The organism is Acinetobacter sp. SwsAc5 (assembly GCF_013391485.1).
Classification (GTDB): Bacteria; Pseudomonadota; Gammaproteobacteria; order Pseudomonadales; family Moraxellaceae; genus Acinetobacter; species Acinetobacter towneri.
Window position 1 is genome coordinate 145,821 of the sequence record NZ_JACAXD010000005.1, and the last position, 16,812, is coordinate 162,632.

Consider the following 16,812-nt stretch of genomic DNA (forward strand, 5'->3'; position numbering starts at 1 on the left):
TATAACTACCTACAGAATTTTTGTCTTAATATGATTAGAAATTCCAACAATATCAGGATATATAGTAAATTCGTTTAAATTTGCCCATCTTAGAAACTTCCTAGCTTCCTCCTTCGCAGAAGCCTTTAATATGACTTTCCTAAAACACTCTGATGATGTATTTTCAAAATTACCTTGCTGAGTTCCAAAGATCGTAAAGCACCCAGATTGTGCTTTCAAACGATCACTAATATAGTTAGGTTGTATTGCTAGTGGTCTCTCAGCCTTTTGAGGTGTGTGTTCCCAATATATAGTTTTATAATCATATTTACGATTATCAGGAATATTAATAATTTCCTCTTTTCCACTTAAACGATTTAATTGAAGTGGGTTAAGGATATAGATAGCACTCTCTTTGTCATTAGAAAAATCTGAATGCAAAATAAATGCTAGAGCAACACCAAGAACACTTGTCCAATCTAATAACCTTGTAGGAATACCATAATGTTGCATATCAAACAAAGTTTCCCAATCATTAGTTCTGGTTGGAAAAAGTCCAACTGATAGACGTTTAAATTCCTCAAAAAGTATTTTTTCTTTTTTTTCCCAATCGTTAAATCTCGGCAAGCTTGGTTGCAACTCCCAAGTACAATCATATTGTCCTCTATACCAAACCTCATTAGGACTACCTAATTCATCCTCAGCTTTTTTAATTTCTTCTAGAAAATCATTCCAATCACTCATAATTATCTTAACTTATTAAAATTTATATAGATACTTTAACAATCCAATCCCTCCATTACAATGCTGTCATTTCGATATAGTTATTTAAAATGACTATCTTTATATTCACAACACACATTCCACAAATCTTCTAACACCACATCCATCCGACTCAAAACATCATGATTCCAATACCAAACCACTGTTAAGCCCAAAGCCTCTAAAAATTGACTGCGTTCTACATCATAAGCCTGACCATTTTCCGTATTGTGCTGACCGCCATCCAACTTAATGACCAAGCCAACCTCATGACAGTAAAAATCTACAATATACGGCGCAATTACCTGCTGACGTCTAAATTTAAGCGCCATAAAGCGTTTGGCACGAAGTAGTTGCCACAGCAAATTTTCAGCATCCGTAGCAGCATGGCGCATAGATTTGGCAAATTGTAAGAGTTGCGGATTCATCTTCTGATTCATTATTTTTTGTAATTATAGTTTTTAGACAATATAACAGTTTTTTATTTTTTTCTAAACCACTCAAATAATTGCAGTTCTTTACTCAAAACCACTATTTTACCCACTCAATTTAAGCATAGTATCAAGCATCAAAATAACAAAATAGACAATCTATGGATTGGTTTACCATCTTTATTCACGACACCACATGGACATTTGTTGCAGAATTAATGATTCGTGCTGCACTCATGTTTGGCATGATTATTCTATTTTTACGCCTCACAGGAAAACGCGGAGTACGCCAGCTTTCTATTTTTGAATTGGCCATTATTTTATCGCTCGGTTCTATTGCGGGCGACCCTATGTTCACTGAAGATTTACCCTTGGTACATGCCTTGGTGGTGATGACAGTGGTGATTGGGATGTATCGCCTGACCACATGGCTCATGATGAAATACCAACCCTTTGAAGATTTGATTGAAGGTAAATCGCTATATATTGTAGAAGATGGTGAATTGGTCTTAGAAAAAATTAAGTACGGTAAAATGTCGCATGATGAATTCTTTGCCGAAATGCGCCAACAAGGCGTGGAGCATTTAGGGCAAGTACGTGTTGGCTTACTAGAAAGTGATGGAAAATTCAGCATGTTGTTTTTTCATGGCGATGCCACACGCTATGGTTTACCCTTATTTCCTAAAGCTTGCCAACTCGCGTACCGCATAGTTCCACACACTTATTATGCCTGCATGTATTGCGGGCATGTCCGTTTACTTAAACATGCCAATGAAGTCTGCCCGCGTTGTAATCACCAACAATGGACACAGGCAATCAATACCCCATACCGCAGCTAGAATATGTTGATTTTAGCTGCAACACATCTCTATGCGACTTAAACTGTCGCAGGATTGTCATAATTTAAAGTTATACTGCCTGCGCTGCCGAAGTGAAGCACTGAAAGCGCAAATAATAATTTTTGAAAATCACAAAAACGAGATCGGTATCTACTTCAATGTGGATACCTTTTATACTCCAGCGACTCTTTAAGGGTCGCTTTTATTTTTTCACTCAATGTATTTTTTAAAGTGGTTTAAGTCTGTCATCCTGTCTTGATGATCTATATTCTTATTCAAGTGCTGATAAATGAGTGCTTTTCGCAAGCTTTGCCCATTTCCAGATCGGTACAAGGCAAAAAATCGCAACAATACAAATCAACAATAAGTAATTCGCATAGCCTAAAGCATCGCCCAACATTCCACTCAGGGTATAGAGTACCCCGCTCACAGTCGCCATAATCGCAACCTGAAATGTAAAGTCGGTCCCTGCGTATTGTTTACGGCTGTACTGCATAATCAAGGTCAGCATCACCACAAGTAACATGGCAGAGCACAAATCTTCTGCAGCATTAATGCTATAAATCAGCCAGTGTGCAACATCAACTTGCTGTTCATACAATTCAGCCAAATAAGCATAGGCCACTAAACTCAAAATTTTAAGCACAGAAAAAATGATGAGGGCATGCGCTCTAGACCACCATTTCAGCATCAACCCTGCGATGCCTGCACCCAACAAAGCGGCCATTGCTCCCAACATGGTCACATAAATGCCAATTTGAGAAAAGCTTAAGCCTAAATCTACCATTAAAGGTTTTAATAAAGGGCCAGCCAAACCATCGGCAATTTTAAAGCTGAGTAACACCCATAGCCATGCGTACAGTACAGGCGTTTCCACAAAATAGCGCAGATATTCACGAATCGCAGCAAGACGTGCGTGAAATGACATTTTACTTTGAGCTTGAACAAGCACTTGTTTAGCAGCATGTTGTGGCTCTTTAAACATTAAAATTGGCAAGGTATTTAAAAACACCAATCCCGCTAAAATTAAGAAAGTTTTTTGCCAATCTAGCCAATCCAATGCCCACAGAATTGCACCACCACCCACAATAAAGCCCAGTCGTGAACCAACCACCTGAAAGGTATTACCCCAATGTTGCTGTTTGGCTTGTAAAATATTGACCGCCAAACCATCGGTGGCAATATCTTGGGTTGCACCGACCAAGTTCATACCGAGCAAAGCCACAAAAAACACCCACAAATATATAGGATGATTTGAGGACTCAATCGGTAAAAAGGACAGCCCAATCAGCACCAAAACACTCAGCCACTGGCACGGCAAAATCCAGCTACGATAATGCCCAAAATATGAATGTCCAAAGCGATCCACCAAAGGTGCCCAAAACACTTTGATTGACCATGGCAGCATTAACAAACCGAAACCGCCAATATGTGCCAAAGACACACCTTGCGCACGTAAAATCACAGGCAAGGCATGGGTCATAAAACCAACAGGCAAGCCCTGCGCCCAATACAGAGAAAATAACAACAAATAAGTTTGGCGCAAATTGGGCATAGCATCTCAATTTAGATATGGGCAAAAGATCAAAAAAACGCAGTACTACACTAAAATTTTGAATAATGGATTGTTATTTTTCATCACTTTCACATTCAGATTTCGACTATTTTGCCAATGAATCAGACAAAGCGAAAGTCTAATATCTTGAATAGATTTAGATTCATGCGTCATGATATTGGGTATTTATTGTTGTTAATCACGCACGTCAGGATGACATCGCATTCATGAAAATCACCAATCCTTTTGCACGCAGTGCACGGCAATTTCCACAGTTACCCGACCAAGTTCCACAACGTGGAACAGCCAGCAGTCGTGCTTTATTTAAAAATATTTTTTTGGCGCAAGGCTGGCAAATGGTGGGCGAATTTCCCAACTTGACCAAAGCAGTTGCTATTATCTCACCGCATACGTCAAATATTGATGCGTGGCATGGTTTTACCGCCCTACTCGGTTTAGGTATTCAAATTACTATTTTTGGTAAGCACACTTTATTTGAAACCCCACTCAAGCCACTTTTAAACTGGATTGGGGTAATTCCTGTGGTGCGCCATTCTCCTCAAGGACATACCCAAGATATTATTGAGATTGTACGAAAAAAAGAAAAAATCTGGATTGGTATGGCGCCCGAAGGCACACGTAAACAAGCCGAAAATATCCGCAGTGGCTTTTACCATATTGCCTACGGCGCCAATATCCCAATTGTGATGTTCTCTTTTGATTATGCACACAAAACCATTCATATTTTGGGCGTGTTTCATCCTACGGGCGATTATGCTCAAGATTTAGATGCAATTTATACGCAATATCACGGCAAGTTTTCGGCTAAAAATCCACATTGGTTGGCAAAACCGTTACAAAAGCTTTTGAAAAAGGGCTAGTCAAAGTTTCTATTTTTTGTTCAGATGGGCGCAATATTCTTTGATCTAAATTTAGATTTGATATGCAACTGATTCGTTATTCTTTAGTGGGCGTACTAGCTCTAACTTTGGCTGGCTGCGACAAAACAACAAAAACACCGCCAAGCACCACACCTATCCAAGCACGTGAACCTGTAATTGCACTGGCGCTGGGTGGCGGTGGTGCTAAAGGTTTTGCACATATTGGCGTCATTAAAGTTTTAGAGTCTCACGGGATTAAACCAAAAATTGTCACAGGCACCAGTGCAGGCAGCTTTGTCGGCAGTTTATACGCCAGTGGTAAAAGTCCTTATCAGCTCCAACATATTGCCCTAACCTTTAAAGAATCCGACATTCGTGATTTAACCTTAAACCGTCAGGGTTTTATTGCAGGTCAAAAGTTACAAGACTTTGTCAATCAACACGTAGCCAATAAACCGATTGAAAAATTTCCAATTCGTTTTGCTGCCGTTGCCACACGTTTAGATAATGGACGTAAAGCCGACTTTATTAAAGGCAATGCTGGTCAAGCCGTACGTGCCTCTTGCAGTATTCCGAATGTTTTTGTACCTGCCACCATTGGCGGAACACAATATGTGGATGGCGGCTTGGTCAGCCCAATTCCCGTACAGACGGCTAAAGCCATGGGTGCCGATTTAGTCATTGCGGTGGATATTTCTGCACGTCCGACAGGCAATCAACCTGTCAGCATGTGGGGCTTACTCGATCAAACTTTAAATATTATGGGACAGCAAAGTATCAATCAGGAATTGGCGCAGGCCAATATCGTGATTCAACCGAAAGTTGGACATATTGGCACACTGGATTTAAAAGCCAGTAACCAAACCATTTTAGAAGGTGAAAAAGCTGCGCAATTACAGGTCAAAGCAATTCAGCAAGCCATCACTCACTTTAAAAAATCACCTGCCGCCCTGAAACCTGCACCGCGTCCGAAATTTTAAGATTCAGTGATTTTTTTAATATTCATAAACTTATTGATCTGTTAAAGTGATGAGAGCGCATCTTTTTAAGTCGATGCGTTTCTCTAAGCAACTAGAATCAACCTATCGTAAAAATACGCGAGTAGATGTATGGAATTCGTTCTTGAACCTTGGCACTGGTTTGTACTAGGCGTTTTATTAATGCTTTCAGAACTGCTCTTGCCTGCGTTTGCCGCTTTATGGTTTGGCATTGGGGCAATCATGGTCGGTATTTTATACTGGATGTTCCCCATGATGGGCACCACAACCCAATTAGTGATGTGGATTATCTTGTCGGTACTGTGTACCTTGGCGTGGTTTAAGTTTATCAAACCCTTATCTACCGATAAAACTAAAGCAGGTTTATCACGCGAAGCCACCATTGGACAAATTGGCATGGTCATTCAAACCAACTTGGAACATGATCAAATTAAAGTCCGTTTCCCCATGCCTGTGCTGGGTTCAGACGAATGGAACTGCCGTACCACGAGCCCTGTACAAGTGGGAGATCGGATTCGCGTGATTGATATTTTGGGTAATGATTTAGTGGTGCAGCCGCATCACAGTGCACATGACAACGAAAAAGTGAGAAATTAAAATGTCTGGTGGATCTATTATTGTTTTAGCGATTTTAGCCTTTGTTGGAATTACGATTTTTAAAGGCGTGCGAATTGTTCCGCAAGGTTATAAATGGATTGTGCAACGTCTGGGTAAATACCACACCACACTTGCACCAGGACTCAACTTCGTCATTCCTTATGTCGATGAAGTGGCCTATAAAGTCACCACCAAAGATATTGTATTAGATATTCCATCTCAGGAAGTTATTACCCGTGACAACGCAGTTCTACTCATGAATGCGGTTGCGTACATAAACCTCACGACTCCTGAAAAAGCAGTGTATGGCATTGAAAACTATACTTGGGCGATTCAAAACCTTGTTCAAACCTCATTGCGCTCTATTGTGGGTGAAATGGATTTGGATGATGCCTTGTCTTCACGTGATCACATCAAAGCCAAACTCAAAGCAGCCATTTCTGATGATATTTCAGACTGGGGAATTACCCTTAAAACTGTTGAAATTCAGGATATTAAACCATCGCATACCATGCAGGCAGCTATGGAAGAACAAGCTGCAGCAGAACGTCAGCGTCGTGCTACCGTAACCAAAGCCGATGGTGAAAAACAAGCGGCTATTTTAGAAGCCGATGGTCGTTTGGAAGCTTCACGTCGTGATGCAGAAGCGCAAGTTGTATTGGCAGAATCTTCTCAACGTGCCATTGAAATGGTCAGCTCTGCGGTAGGTGATAAAGAAATTCCTGTGGCATACTTATTGGGTGAGCAATATGTAAAAGCCATGCAAGATATGGCGAAATCGAACAATGCCAAAACTGTGGTCTTACCTGCAGATGTCTTGAATACTATTCGTGGTGTTATGGGTCGCAATAATCCATAAGCAAATCAGATAAACATCAAGATGATAGGCAGCTTTCAAGCTGCCTATTTTATGCCCATTCAGAAAAAAATCTGAAATATTTTTTAATGTATGGTTAAATTTCGCGTTTCTTGATGAAATCAGCACCGCAGATGAGATGTCTGCACTCACCAAATTGAGTGACTCACATCTAGCAGCGGTCTGTATTTTAGTCGACTGTCCAAAACCCAAATGGATACTGTATGAGCGCACTCAACCCCACCATTATTACTTTCCTGTTTTATATTGTCGCCATGATTGTCATTGGTTTATTGGCTTATCGCGCGACTCGAAATTTCTCGGACTACATTTTAGGTGGTCGTCGTCTTGGCAGTTTTGTCACCGCACTTTCTGCAGGCGCATCCGATATGAGTGGTTGGTTGCTGATGGGCTTGCCTGGTGCCATTTATCTTTCAGGTTTGTCTGAAATGTGGATTGCCGTTGGTCTGATTATTGGCGCATGGCTAAACTGGCTTTTGGTGGCAGGTCGTTTACGAGTACACACCGAAGTACAGCACAATGCACTGACTTTGCCTGATTATTTTTCTAACCGTTTTAATGATCAAAGAAAAATTTTAAGGATTGTATCTGCCTGCGTAATTCTAATTTTCTTTGCGATTTATTGTGCTTCGGGCATGGTTGCAGGTGCGCGCTTATTTGAAAGTATGTTTGATCTGCCTTATAGCACTGCATTGTGGATTAGTGCTATTGCCACCATCAGCTATGTGTTTATTGGTGGTTTCTTGGCAGTCAGCTGGACGGACACCATTCAGGCTGGCTTGATGATTTTTGCGCTCTTGCTGACCCCTATCATTACCCTACTCAGCTTTTCTGACCTCAGCCAAGTCACACTTGCTTTAGAAGCGGCTCGTCCGCAGGCGCTGAATTTAGTCAGTGATTTAAGCTGGGTCGCGATCATTTCCCTCATGGCATGGGGCTTAGGCTATTTTGGACAGCCGCATATTTTAGTGCGTTTTATGGCGGTTGATTCAGTCAAGTCTATTCCGAATGCACGTCGTATTGGCATGACATGGATGACACTATGTTTAGGCGGTGCGGTGGCTGCGGGCTTTTTTGGTATCGCCTACTTCCAGCAACATCCTGAACTGGCAGGTGTGGTCAATGCCAACCCTGAAACAGTATTTATGGAACTGACCAAAATCCTGTTTAATCCGTGGGTGGCAGGTGTGGTACTGGCTGCAATTTTAGCTGCTGTGATGAGTACCCTAAGCTGTCAACTTTTGGTCTGTTCAAGTACTTTAACCGAAGATTTTTACAAATCGTTCCTGCGTAAAAATGCCTCACAAAATGAATTGGTGTGGGTCGGACGCGGCATGGTACTCATGATTGCGCTGCTTGCTATTTGGATGGCGGGTAATCCTGAATCAAAAGTCTTGGGATTGGTTTCTTATGCTTGGGCAGGCTTCGGTGCAGCATTTGGTCCACTAATCATTTTGTCTTTGTTCTGGAAACGCATGACTTTAAATGGTGCATTGGCGGGGATGGTTGTCGGCGCACTTATGGTCATTCTTTGGAAAAACCTTTGGGCAGATACGGGTATTTATGAAATTATTCCAGGCTTTGTGTGTTCTTGGATTGCGATTGTCGTGGTGAGTTTATTGGGTAAAGCGCCAAGTCATGAAGTGACAGACCGTTTTGAACAGGCCGATCAGCAATATAAAGAATCGCACTCAGCTGTAGATTGATCTGCATAGAGATAAAAAAGCAATTAAAAAAAACCAGTGCCTTGAATTGCACTGGTTTTTTTATGTCTAAAATTAGTTTTGGTGCACTCAATTCAAGTCAATGAATCGGTGGTTTTTTCTTTCTCTGCTGCGGCTTTTTTTCTTGCCTTACTAAACCGTTTGGCAGGCCAAACCATCATAAAACGTGCACCACCCAAGTTCGGACTCTGATCGACTTCAATTTTGCCACCAAACCAATAAGCAATGCGGCTTACAATAGACAAACCTAAACCATAACCACCTGAAGCACGGGTGCGGCTGTCATCTAAACGAGCAAAGGCTTCAAATACACGTTCTCGGTCTTGTTCGGGAATCCCCGGCCCATCATCTTCCACACAAACATAGGCCATGCCTTGTTCGTTAATACCGCCACTGATCAAGACTTTATGGTCACAGTAACGGACTGCATTGCCCACCAAGTTCTGTACCACACGGTGCAAGTAACGGCGTTCAGCTTCCACTTCCAAAGTCACAGGTGGGGCAAGCAATTGAATATCTTTTTGGGTTTTCAATGCTTCTGTTTCCGTAGCCACCTGCTCTAGCACTTCAACCAAAACGATCTTTTCAATTTCTAAAGATGGCATGCCCTGTTCAAGTTTGGCATAGGTCATGATCTCATCAATCAAGGTGTTTAAAGCCTCAATATCTTTATCAATCATTTCGACTTGCTGTAAGCGATATTCGTAATCATCTTCTTCTGCCAGCATTTCCATACCAAAACGAATACGTGCCACAGGCGTGCGCAGCTCATGCGATACAGCGCGCATCAGTTCACGCTGCGCTTCAATCAAACGCTGAATATGGTCAGACATGCTGTTATAGCTAGATGCCAAACTTGCCATTTCATCTGTGCCATCTACAGGCAAACGCATGTTTAAATCACCCGATTTGGTGCGGTTTAAGGCATAGTTCACTTGGCGGATCTTACGTTGCATAGGCAAGATCAGACCATAAACCCCCAAACTCAACATAAACATACTGAGCAAGGTAATGCCTGCTGCCAACTGGAATGGCATCCAGTTAAATAACGGCACAGGCCCTAAAACCAAGACTTCTGAGGGTGAATTTGGCATCGGTGACACAATCGAGATGGTTGTACCACGCACGGTGGCATTGTCACGATATAAAATAATGCTGTGATCGAGTCTTAAACGCCCAATCTGTTCAGAATCGAGTGGCAGTTCCTGAATATTTTTAATATTGACTGGATAAGAAAAGTGCTGCTGAATTTTGGCTAGATATTCTTTTTCCTGACCCGGGTAATACACCAAATAATCTAAAACAAAAATCGGCAAAGCTTTCATTTGCCGTTCTGTAATTTTATCTGCCTTGATATATAAATAATGATTTGGATCATCTTTCATACCCAAAATAATATAGGCAATCATATTTTCGGCATCATAGCGCACAGCGGCTTTACGTTCTTTAATCCGTCTAAGCTCTGTGCGCGACAAATCTACTTTGTCTGCCTGCACATAATAGATGGGCAATTCCAGCAAATCGGATGCATCAGAAATCCAGTCTTTCTTTTGCTGTTCGTTTTGCTGTCGTGCAATCCCTTCACTAATAATATAAGCCATACCATCAGTTAAAGACTCACGATATTCTTGCGCACGCTGATAGTTGATGATTTGCACCAATAAGTACGCCAAAATGGCAACTACTGCAACTAAGATCACCAATCCTGCATATATGCGCAAGAATATACTGTGTTTAAGCACAAAACCCGTCCTATGTGACTTATTTTATATTTGAGTCAGTATTTGACTCAGAAAAAAGCGTATTACATGCCGTTGGTTTCTTTAACGAACAAATAACCTTTACTGCGCACAGTTTTAATACGTTTTGGATTTTCAGGATCATCGCCAATTTTTGGACGAATACGTGAAATACGCACGTCAATTGAACGGTCTTGACCATCATATTCAATACCACGCAGACGCTCAAAAATATCTTCACGAGATAAAATACGCCCTGCATTTGAAGCCAATAACCATAACAAGTCATATTCTGCGCTGGTGAAATCAACCAGTTCACCATTTAAAGTCACAGAACGACCACCGTTATCAATCACTAAATCATCAAATTCAATGCGCTGTGCGACTTCATCTTCAGTCACTTTGTCGGTACGGCGCAATAAAGCACGAATACGCGCCAACAACACACGCGGCTGCACAGGTTTTGCAACATAGTCATCTGCACCCATTTCCAGACCTAGCACCTGATCCATATCTTCAGTACGCGCAGTCAGCATTAAAATCGGTTGATGATAATGTGGACGAACTTCACGACAAATGGTTAAACCATCGGCACCTGGTAACATCACATCAAGCACCACAAGGTCGGGCTGCTCGGCAATAATACGGCGAATCGCGCGGTTGCCATCTGGTTCTACCCCAACTTCCAAACCATTGCGAATTAAGTATTCCTGCGTAAGTCGTGCAAGGCGTTCATCATCTTCAACAATTAAAATTTTTGGTAACTTTTCTTCTTGACTCATAACCTGTCCCTTTATTGGATTCGACCTATCCTTTTAAAATCTGAGAGATAGGTCTTGATATAATTTGCAATATACACACGTTTACATTGTAAACAAGATACTGTTCACCAAACTGATACATCTGCGTATTATTTTGTTATATTTTTATTAAGCATTGAATTTATAGCACTTTTCTAGTTTTGGTGATTTTCAAACAGATTTAAGAAATATAAAGTTACAAAATGGGTATTTTTTGCACTAGATCAAGCCTTTGCAGCCTTTGGAAAAATTATCTCACAACTTTTAAAGTTATCCACAAGGTTATCTATAAGCAGTTTTTCCGAGCTTTGCTATGCTATGCCCTTGTCTGATAAGGCTTATAGCCGAAAGGACAAAATTCGGTATTTTTGAGATAAATTTGAATCTTAAAATAGTCAAAATTTAAAAGAAAAAGTCAATATTGATCTACCCTCAATTTTCCCGTATCTTGTGTTCAATTCAATTTTAAACCACTAAGTCTTGTGTTTATCCCTCAATCACTGCGGCCTAAATTTTGCCCAGTTTAATGGTCCATAAACATAACAATAGATGACAATGGAGCTATGCTGACATGAGCGTAATCACCTCAACCCCTGGTCAATTACAAGTGATTAAACGCACTGGTGATGTTGCCGCTTTTGATGCTGAAAAAATTGCAGTTGCAATTGGCAAAGCGTTTTTGGCTGTAGAAGGTCAACAAAGCGCCGATTCAAGCCGCATTCATGATCGGATCGAACAACTGACTGAAATGGTGTTGAACACATTCAACCGCCGTTTACCGTCTGGCGGAACTATTCACATTGAAGAAATTCAAGACCAAGTTGAACTTGCGCTCATGCGTACAGGCGAGCAAAAAGTTGCTCGTGCTTATGTCATCTACCGTGAACAACGCTCAGAAGCGCGTAAGCAAGCAGGTGAAAACCATCACCCGACGTTACAAGTGACTGATGCAAACGGTCAGCTTAAACCACTAGATTTAGGTGCGTTAAAAGCAACCGTAAATAAAGCGGCAGAAGGTTTAGAAGGCATTGATGTAGATGCCATCATTGATGAAACCGTGAAAAACCTTTACAACGGTGTAAAAGAGTCTGACATCTCAACCACCATGATGATGGCGACTCGTACCCGTATTGAGCAAGAGCCGAACTATACCTATGTGACTGCGCGTTTATTGCGTAATGACTTGGTCGCAACAGGCTTAGAATTTTTAGGTTTAGCAACAGATACACCTGAAGGCGAAGCATTAGAAACTTTCCTGAAAAAAGGTGTTGAGCTTGATTTGCTTTCTGCAGACTTACTTGAGTTTGACCTTGCCAAACTTGCTGCAGCGATTCAACCTGAGCGCTCAAACCAGTTTACCTATTTAGGTCTGCAAACCTTATTTGACCGTTATTTCATTCACTCAAATGGCGTACGCTTTGAACTTCCGCAATTGTTCTTTATGCGTGTATCAATGGGTCTGGCGCTCAATGAAGATGACCGTGAAGCACGTGCAATCGAGTTCTATAACTTATTGTCTAGCTTCGACTACATGGCATCTACGCCCACCCTGTTTAACTCAGGTACGCTACGTCCACAGTTATCAAGCTGTTACTTAACTACAATTTCCGATGACCTTTACAACATTTATGGCGCAATGCGTGACAATGCGATGCTGTCTAAATGGGCCGGTGGTTTAGGTAATGACTGGACGCCAGTACGTGCTTTGAACTCATACATCAAAGGAACTAACGGTAAATCTCAAGGTGTTGTTCCGTTCCTTAAAGTTGCGAACGATACTGCTGTTGCGGTCAATCAAGGTGGTAAGCGTAAAGGTGCGGTATGTGCGTACTTAGAAACTTGGCACCTAGACATCGAAGAATTCCTAGAACTGCGTAAAAACACAGGGGATGACCGTCGTCGTACCCATGATATGAACACAGCGAACTGGGTGCCTGACTTGTTCATGCAACGTGTCTTTGAAGATGCAGAATGGACACTGTTCACGCCATCTGAAACACCAGACTTACACGACTTGACAGGCGAAGCCTTTGCCGAGCGTTATGCGTACTACGAAAGCATTGCCAAAGAAACTAACATGCTGCATAAAAAACTTCGTGCGAAGGACTTATGGCGCAAAATGTTGTCAATGTTGTTTGAAACAGGTCACCCGTGGATCACATTCAAAGACGTATGTAACCTACGTTCACCGCAACAACACGTTGGTGTAGTGCACTCATCTAACTTATGTACTGAAATTACCCTCAATACCAACCAAGATGAAATTGCGGTTTGTAACTTGGGTTCTATCAACCTTGTGCAACACGTTCAAGGTGGTGTGTTAGACCGTGAAAAATTAGCACGTACTATTAAAACTGCAGTACGTATGCTCGACAACGTCATCGACATCAACTACTACGCAGTGCCACAAGCGAAAAATTCAAACTTGAAACATCGCCCTGTGGGTATGGGCATCATGGGCTTCCAAGATGCACTATATGAAATGAACTTGGCTTATGGTTCAGATGCTGCGGTTGATTTTGCCGATGAATCTATGGAAGTGATTAGCTACTACGCAATTCAAACTTCAAGTGACTTGGCGGTTGAGCGTGGTACTTACGAAACATTTAAAGGTTCATTGTGGGATCAAGGTATCCTGCCAATCGACTCTTTAGACATCGTAGCGAAATCACGTCCTGAGCGTATGTTTGAAGTTGATCGTACTCAGCGTTTGGATTGGGACAGTCTACGTGCCAAAGTTCAAAAACATGGTATGCGTAACTCAAATGTAATGGCTATTGCACCAACAGCAACCATTTCAAATATTTGTGGTGTTTCTCAGTCTATTGAGCCGACATTCCAAAACTTATATGTGAAATCGAACTTGTCTGGTGAATTTACAGTAATCAACCCTTATCTCGTTCGTGCATTAAAAGAGCGTGATTTGTGGGATTCTGTGATGGTTAACGACCTGAAACACTTTGAAGGTTCAGTACAAAAAATTTCACGTATTCCTGAAGAGTTAAAAGCAATCTTCGCGACTGCATTTGAAGTTGAGCCACGTTGGATTGTAGATGCAGCATCACGTCGTCAAAAATGGATTGATCAGGCGCAATCGTTGAACTTGTATATTGCAGGTGCAAACGGTAAGAAACTTGACCTGACTTATAAAATGGCATGGTTACGTGGTCTGAAAACGACTTATTACCTACGTGCATTGGGTGCGACTTCTGCAGAGAAATCGACCATTAACACAGGTGCATTGAACGCAGTAAAACCTGCAACCGTAACTGCAGCTCCTGTGGCAGCCGTTGCACCAGAAGCAGCTGCAGCAGTTGATGAAGATTTTGCTCAAGCAGCGCCAGTGCCAATGGCATGTTCAATTGACAACCCTGATTGTGAGGCATGTCAGTAAAATAAATAACTAGAAGTCAGAAAACATTATTAGCTACCTACGTGGCAAATAATGTGACTCTAGTAGATGTTTTTACTAGCACATCGCCATGAAAGTAGCTTCTTACAATATAAATGGAGCTACCATGAGCTTATTAATCATTACATTTTTACTAGCTTTAGCTGATATTTTAAACAGTTTTGCAAATTTAGTAGAAGCAACATCAAGCCTTTTACTAGCGATTAATATTCTGTTAGAGAATGAGTTAGTAACAAAATTATTGAGTTCAACTTTTAATTTATAAGATTTTTTGGTTGTCTTAAAACTTAGGGCAACCAATCCAGATGAATAACCAAGGAAATCACCATGCCACACATGACCCACAACTATATGTTAGGACTTGCGGTCTTGCTGATTTCCTTTGTTGTATTGTTTTATGCACCCATTGCTTACTTTTGGGTGCAAGCGGCAAAACAACAGCGAAAGCAAAATAAGTCGTGAGCAAACTGGTCGGAATGTACATTTTTCAGACCAAGATGAGCAAAACTTAATTTTGCTTTCACAAATTAAGCGTATATTAAGACATCTCAGCGTAGCTGGATGTCCATAAAAGATATAAAGCAACGAAGAGAGAATTGATATGTCTATCCTAAGTTGGGACGATTTCGAAGATGATTCGCAAAAACCGGCTGCTCCTGAACACAAGTCTGCGCCCGTCGAGCCGCAAAAAGCGCATGATACGCAGATGGTATCTGATGCAGAGCAACCACAGACGCCTGTGGCAACTGCACAACCCGCTGCAGCCCCTAGAAGTGGAGCAACAGATTCAACCGATCCGTTGGCAAGAGCATCTAACGCTCTAGAACAACTGGATGTTGCTCCAGGTCTTGAAGAGTTGGAAATGGGTGCGTCACGCGTACAGGTTGATGATAAAGCCATGATCAACTGTCGTGCAGACTTAAACCAGCTTGTACCGTTCAAATACGAATGGGCATGGCAAAAATATCTAGATGGTTGTGCAAACCACTGGATGCCACAAGAAGTGAACATGAACCACGACATCGCGTTGTGGAAGTCTGAAAATGGCTTAACTGAAGATGAGCGTACCATTGTTATGCGTTCACTTGGTTTCTTCTCTACTGCAGACTCATTGGTTGCTAACAACTTGGTATTGGCAATTTATCGCCACATTACCAACCCTGAATGCCGCCAGTACATTTTGCGTCAAGCCTTTGAAGAAGCGATTCACACTCACGCTTACCAGTACTGCATCGAATCTTTAGGTATGGATGAAGGCGAAGTCTTCAATATGTACCGCGAAGTACCATCGGTTGCGCGTAAAGCAGCATGGGGCTTGAAGTACACGCAATCTTTAAGTGATCCTACTTTCAAAACAGGTACACCTGAAAACGACCAAATTTTGCTACGCAACTTAATCGCATTCTATTGTGTACTTGAAGGTATTTTCTTCTACTGCGGTTTCAGCCAAATCTTGTCGATGGGTCGTCGTAACAAAATGAATGGTGTTGCAGAGCAATTCCAGTACATTTTACGTGATGAATCTATGCACTTGAACTTTGGTATCGACATGATTAACCAAATCAAGATTGAGAACCCGCACTTGTGGACTGCAGAATTCCAGCAAGAAGTGATTCAAATGATTCTTGAAGGCACGATGCTTGAAATTGAATATGCACGTGACACTATGCCACGTGGTGTATTGGGCATGAACGCAGGTATGATGGAAGAATATTTGAAATTCATCTGTAACCGTCGTTTAAGTCAGCTCGGTTTACCTGAACAGTTTGTTGGCGTAAACAACCCGTTCCAATGGATGTCTGAAATGATGGACTTGCGTAAAGAGAAGAACTTCTTTGAAACGCGTGTGACTGATTATCAGACGGGCGGTGCGTTGAGCTGGTAATACAGCGCTGCGTCACTCGATACATATGCTGTCATTGTGCGACACATGAGTTGTCATTGAGAAAACCGCCATTCATGGCGGTTTTTTTAAAGATTCGACCTAGTATTTAATGGCTTGGTTATACAAACACATAACACTAGGCGGATTCAAGCGGCAAGTGCAACAGTATAAAAACCAGCCATAACTTCACTCGGTGTATACCAACCTAGTGTTTTTCTAGGACGATGGTTGAGTGCAAATTCTATCTGCTCTATTTGTTCGTTTGACACGTCATCAAACGATGATGATTTTGGCAGATATTGACGGATTAAACCATTCGTATTTTCATTTCTA

16 protein-coding genes are annotated in these 16,812 nt (G+C 41.6%); 10 read left to right on the forward strand and 6 right to left on the reverse strand.

The window, feature by feature from the left end:
* Window positions 1–9: 9 nt before the first annotated feature.
* Both HYG89_RS04495 and HYG89_RS04500 read right to left on the reverse strand, forming a co-directional pair.
* Window positions 10–723, reverse strand: a complete 714-nt coding sequence (locus tag HYG89_RS04495) for an FRG domain-containing protein (RefSeq protein WP_178866186.1) — start codon at window positions 721–723, stop codon at window positions 10–12.
* Between the two features lie 80 nt (window positions 724–803).
* A complete protein-coding gene (locus HYG89_RS04500) occupies window positions 804–1,181 on the reverse strand; it encodes an endonuclease domain-containing protein (protein ID WP_178866188.1) in 378 nt (125 codons plus the stop codon).
* A 152-nt stretch (window positions 1,182–1,333) separates the two neighbouring features.
* Here HYG89_RS04500 and HYG89_RS04505 point away from each other — a divergent pair, with 152 nt between their 5' ends.
* Window positions 1,334–2,011: a YetF domain-containing protein gene (locus HYG89_RS04505; protein ID WP_178866190.1), complete on the forward strand. Its 678-nt coding sequence runs from the start codon at window positions 1,334–1,336 to the stop codon at window positions 2,009–2,011.
* 271 nt (window positions 2,012–2,282) lie between these two features.
* Here HYG89_RS04505 and HYG89_RS04510 read toward each other — a convergent pair whose 3' ends face one another.
* Window positions 2,283–3,566, reverse strand: coding sequence for an MFS transporter (locus tag HYG89_RS04510; protein ID WP_178866193.1), 1,284 nt, complete (start codon window positions 3,564–3,566; stop codon window positions 2,283–2,285).
* A gap of 227 nt (window positions 3,567–3,793) precedes the next feature.
* Between HYG89_RS04510 and HYG89_RS04515 the strand changes: the two genes are divergently transcribed.
* From HYG89_RS04515 to putP, 5 genes are all read left to right on the forward strand, one after another.
* Window positions 3,794–4,447, forward strand: a complete 654-nt coding sequence (locus HYG89_RS04515) for a 1-acyl-sn-glycerol-3-phosphate acyltransferase (RefSeq protein WP_178866195.1) — start codon at window positions 3,794–3,796, stop codon at window positions 4,445–4,447.
* 62 nt (window positions 4,448–4,509) lie between these two features.
* Complete coding sequence (locus tag HYG89_RS04520; RefSeq protein WP_178866197.1) at window positions 4,510–5,427, forward strand: patatin-like phospholipase family protein; 918 nt, start codon at window positions 4,510–4,512, stop codon at window positions 5,425–5,427.
* Window positions 5,428–5,556: 129 nt separating this feature from the next.
* Window positions 5,557–6,042, forward strand: coding sequence for an NfeD family protein (locus HYG89_RS04525; RefSeq protein WP_019837036.1), 486 nt, complete (start codon window positions 5,557–5,559; stop codon window positions 6,040–6,042).
* Between the two features lies 1 nt (window position 6,043).
* Complete coding sequence (locus HYG89_RS04530) at window positions 6,044–6,901, forward strand: SPFH domain-containing protein (RefSeq protein ID WP_004972306.1); 858 nt, start codon at window positions 6,044–6,046, stop codon at window positions 6,899–6,901.
* Window positions 6,902–7,122: 221 nt separating this feature from the next.
* A complete protein-coding gene (gene putP / locus HYG89_RS04535) occupies window positions 7,123–8,625 on the forward strand; it encodes a sodium/proline symporter PutP (protein ID WP_178866199.1) in 1,503 nt (500 codons plus the stop codon).
* Between the two features lie 92 nt (window positions 8,626–8,717).
* Here the strand turns inward: putP and bfmS are convergent, their stop codons facing one another.
* Both bfmS and bfmR read right to left on the reverse strand, forming a co-directional pair.
* Window positions 8,718–10,385, reverse strand: a complete 1,668-nt coding sequence (gene bfmS, locus HYG89_RS04540; RefSeq protein ID WP_372595703.1) for a sensor histidine kinase BfmS — start codon at window positions 10,383–10,385, stop codon at window positions 8,718–8,720.
* Window positions 10,386–10,447: 62 nt separating this feature from the next.
* A complete protein-coding gene (bfmR, locus tag HYG89_RS04545; RefSeq protein ID WP_096902057.1) occupies window positions 10,448–11,164 on the reverse strand; it encodes a response regulator transcription factor BfmR in 717 nt (238 codons plus the stop codon).
* A 589-nt stretch (window positions 11,165–11,753) separates the two neighbouring features.
* On the opposite strand from bfmR, the gene HYG89_RS04550 reads away from it, so the two are divergent.
* From HYG89_RS04550 to HYG89_RS04560, 4 genes are all read left to right on the forward strand, one after another.
* Window positions 11,754–14,576, forward strand: coding sequence for a ribonucleoside-diphosphate reductase subunit alpha (locus tag HYG89_RS04550; RefSeq protein WP_178866201.1), 2,823 nt, complete (start codon window positions 11,754–11,756; stop codon window positions 14,574–14,576).
* Window positions 14,577–14,700: 124 nt separating this feature from the next.
* Window positions 14,701–14,859: a hypothetical protein gene (locus HYG89_RS04555; protein WP_178866203.1), complete on the forward strand. Its 159-nt coding sequence runs from the start codon at window positions 14,701–14,703 to the stop codon at window positions 14,857–14,859.
* 62 nt (window positions 14,860–14,921) lie between these two features.
* Entirely contained in the window at window positions 14,922–15,056 is a 135-nt protein-coding gene (locus HYG89_RS15985; RefSeq protein ID WP_256733927.1) for a hypothetical protein, read from the forward strand.
* Window positions 15,057–15,195: 139 nt separating this feature from the next.
* On the forward strand, window positions 15,196–16,479 hold the full coding sequence (locus tag HYG89_RS04560; protein ID WP_178866205.1) for a ribonucleotide-diphosphate reductase subunit beta: 1,284 nt from the start codon (window positions 15,196–15,198) through the stop codon (window positions 16,477–16,479).
* A 146-nt stretch (window positions 16,480–16,625) separates the two neighbouring features.
* Here HYG89_RS04560 and HYG89_RS04565 read toward each other — a convergent pair.
* On the reverse strand, window positions 16,626–16,812 hold a 187-nt coding region (locus HYG89_RS04565), incomplete at its 5' end, for an IS30 family transposase (RefSeq protein ID WP_178866207.1).

What these genes read in the sequence shown, in the direction of transcription:
- HYG89_RS04495 (WP_178866186.1), bottom strand. Translation starts at nt 723, where the DNA reads ATGAGTGATTGGAATGATTTTCTAGAAGAAATTAAAAAAGCTGAGGAT.
- HYG89_RS04500 (WP_178866188.1), bottom strand. Translation starts at nt 1,181, where the DNA reads ATGAATCAGAAGATGAATCCGCAACTCTTACAATTTGCCAAATCTATG.
- HYG89_RS04505 (WP_178866190.1), top strand. Translation starts at nt 1,334, where the DNA reads ATGGATTGGTTTACCATCTTTATTCACGACACCACATGGACATTTGTT.
- HYG89_RS04510 (WP_178866193.1), bottom strand. Translation starts at nt 3,566, where the DNA reads ATGCCCAATTTGCGCCAAACTTATTTGTTGTTATTTTCTCTGTATTGG.
- HYG89_RS04515 (WP_178866195.1), top strand. Translation starts at nt 3,794, where the DNA reads ATGAAAATCACCAATCCTTTTGCACGCAGTGCACGGCAATTTCCACAG.
- HYG89_RS04520 (WP_178866197.1), top strand. Translation starts at nt 4,510, where the DNA reads ATGCAACTGATTCGTTATTCTTTAGTGGGCGTACTAGCTCTAACTTTG.
- HYG89_RS04525 (WP_019837036.1), top strand. Translation starts at nt 5,557, where the DNA reads ATGGAATTCGTTCTTGAACCTTGGCACTGGTTTGTACTAGGCGTTTTA.
- HYG89_RS04530 (WP_004972306.1), top strand. Translation starts at nt 6,044, where the DNA reads ATGTCTGGTGGATCTATTATTGTTTTAGCGATTTTAGCCTTTGTTGGA.
- putP (WP_178866199.1), top strand. Translation starts at nt 7,123, where the DNA reads ATGAGCGCACTCAACCCCACCATTATTACTTTCCTGTTTTATATTGTC.
- bfmR (WP_096902057.1), bottom strand. Translation starts at nt 11,164, where the DNA reads ATGAGTCAAGAAGAAAAGTTACCAAAAATTTTAATTGTTGAAGATGAT.
- HYG89_RS04550 (WP_178866201.1), top strand. Translation starts at nt 11,754, where the DNA reads ATGAGCGTAATCACCTCAACCCCTGGTCAATTACAAGTGATTAAACGC.
- HYG89_RS04555 (WP_178866203.1), top strand. Translation starts at nt 14,701, where the DNA reads ATGAGCTTATTAATCATTACATTTTTACTAGCTTTAGCTGATATTTTA.
- HYG89_RS15985 (WP_256733927.1), top strand. Translation starts at nt 14,922, where the DNA reads ATGCCACACATGACCCACAACTATATGTTAGGACTTGCGGTCTTGCTG.
- HYG89_RS04560 (WP_178866205.1), top strand. Translation starts at nt 15,196, where the DNA reads ATGTCTATCCTAAGTTGGGACGATTTCGAAGATGATTCGCAAAAACCG.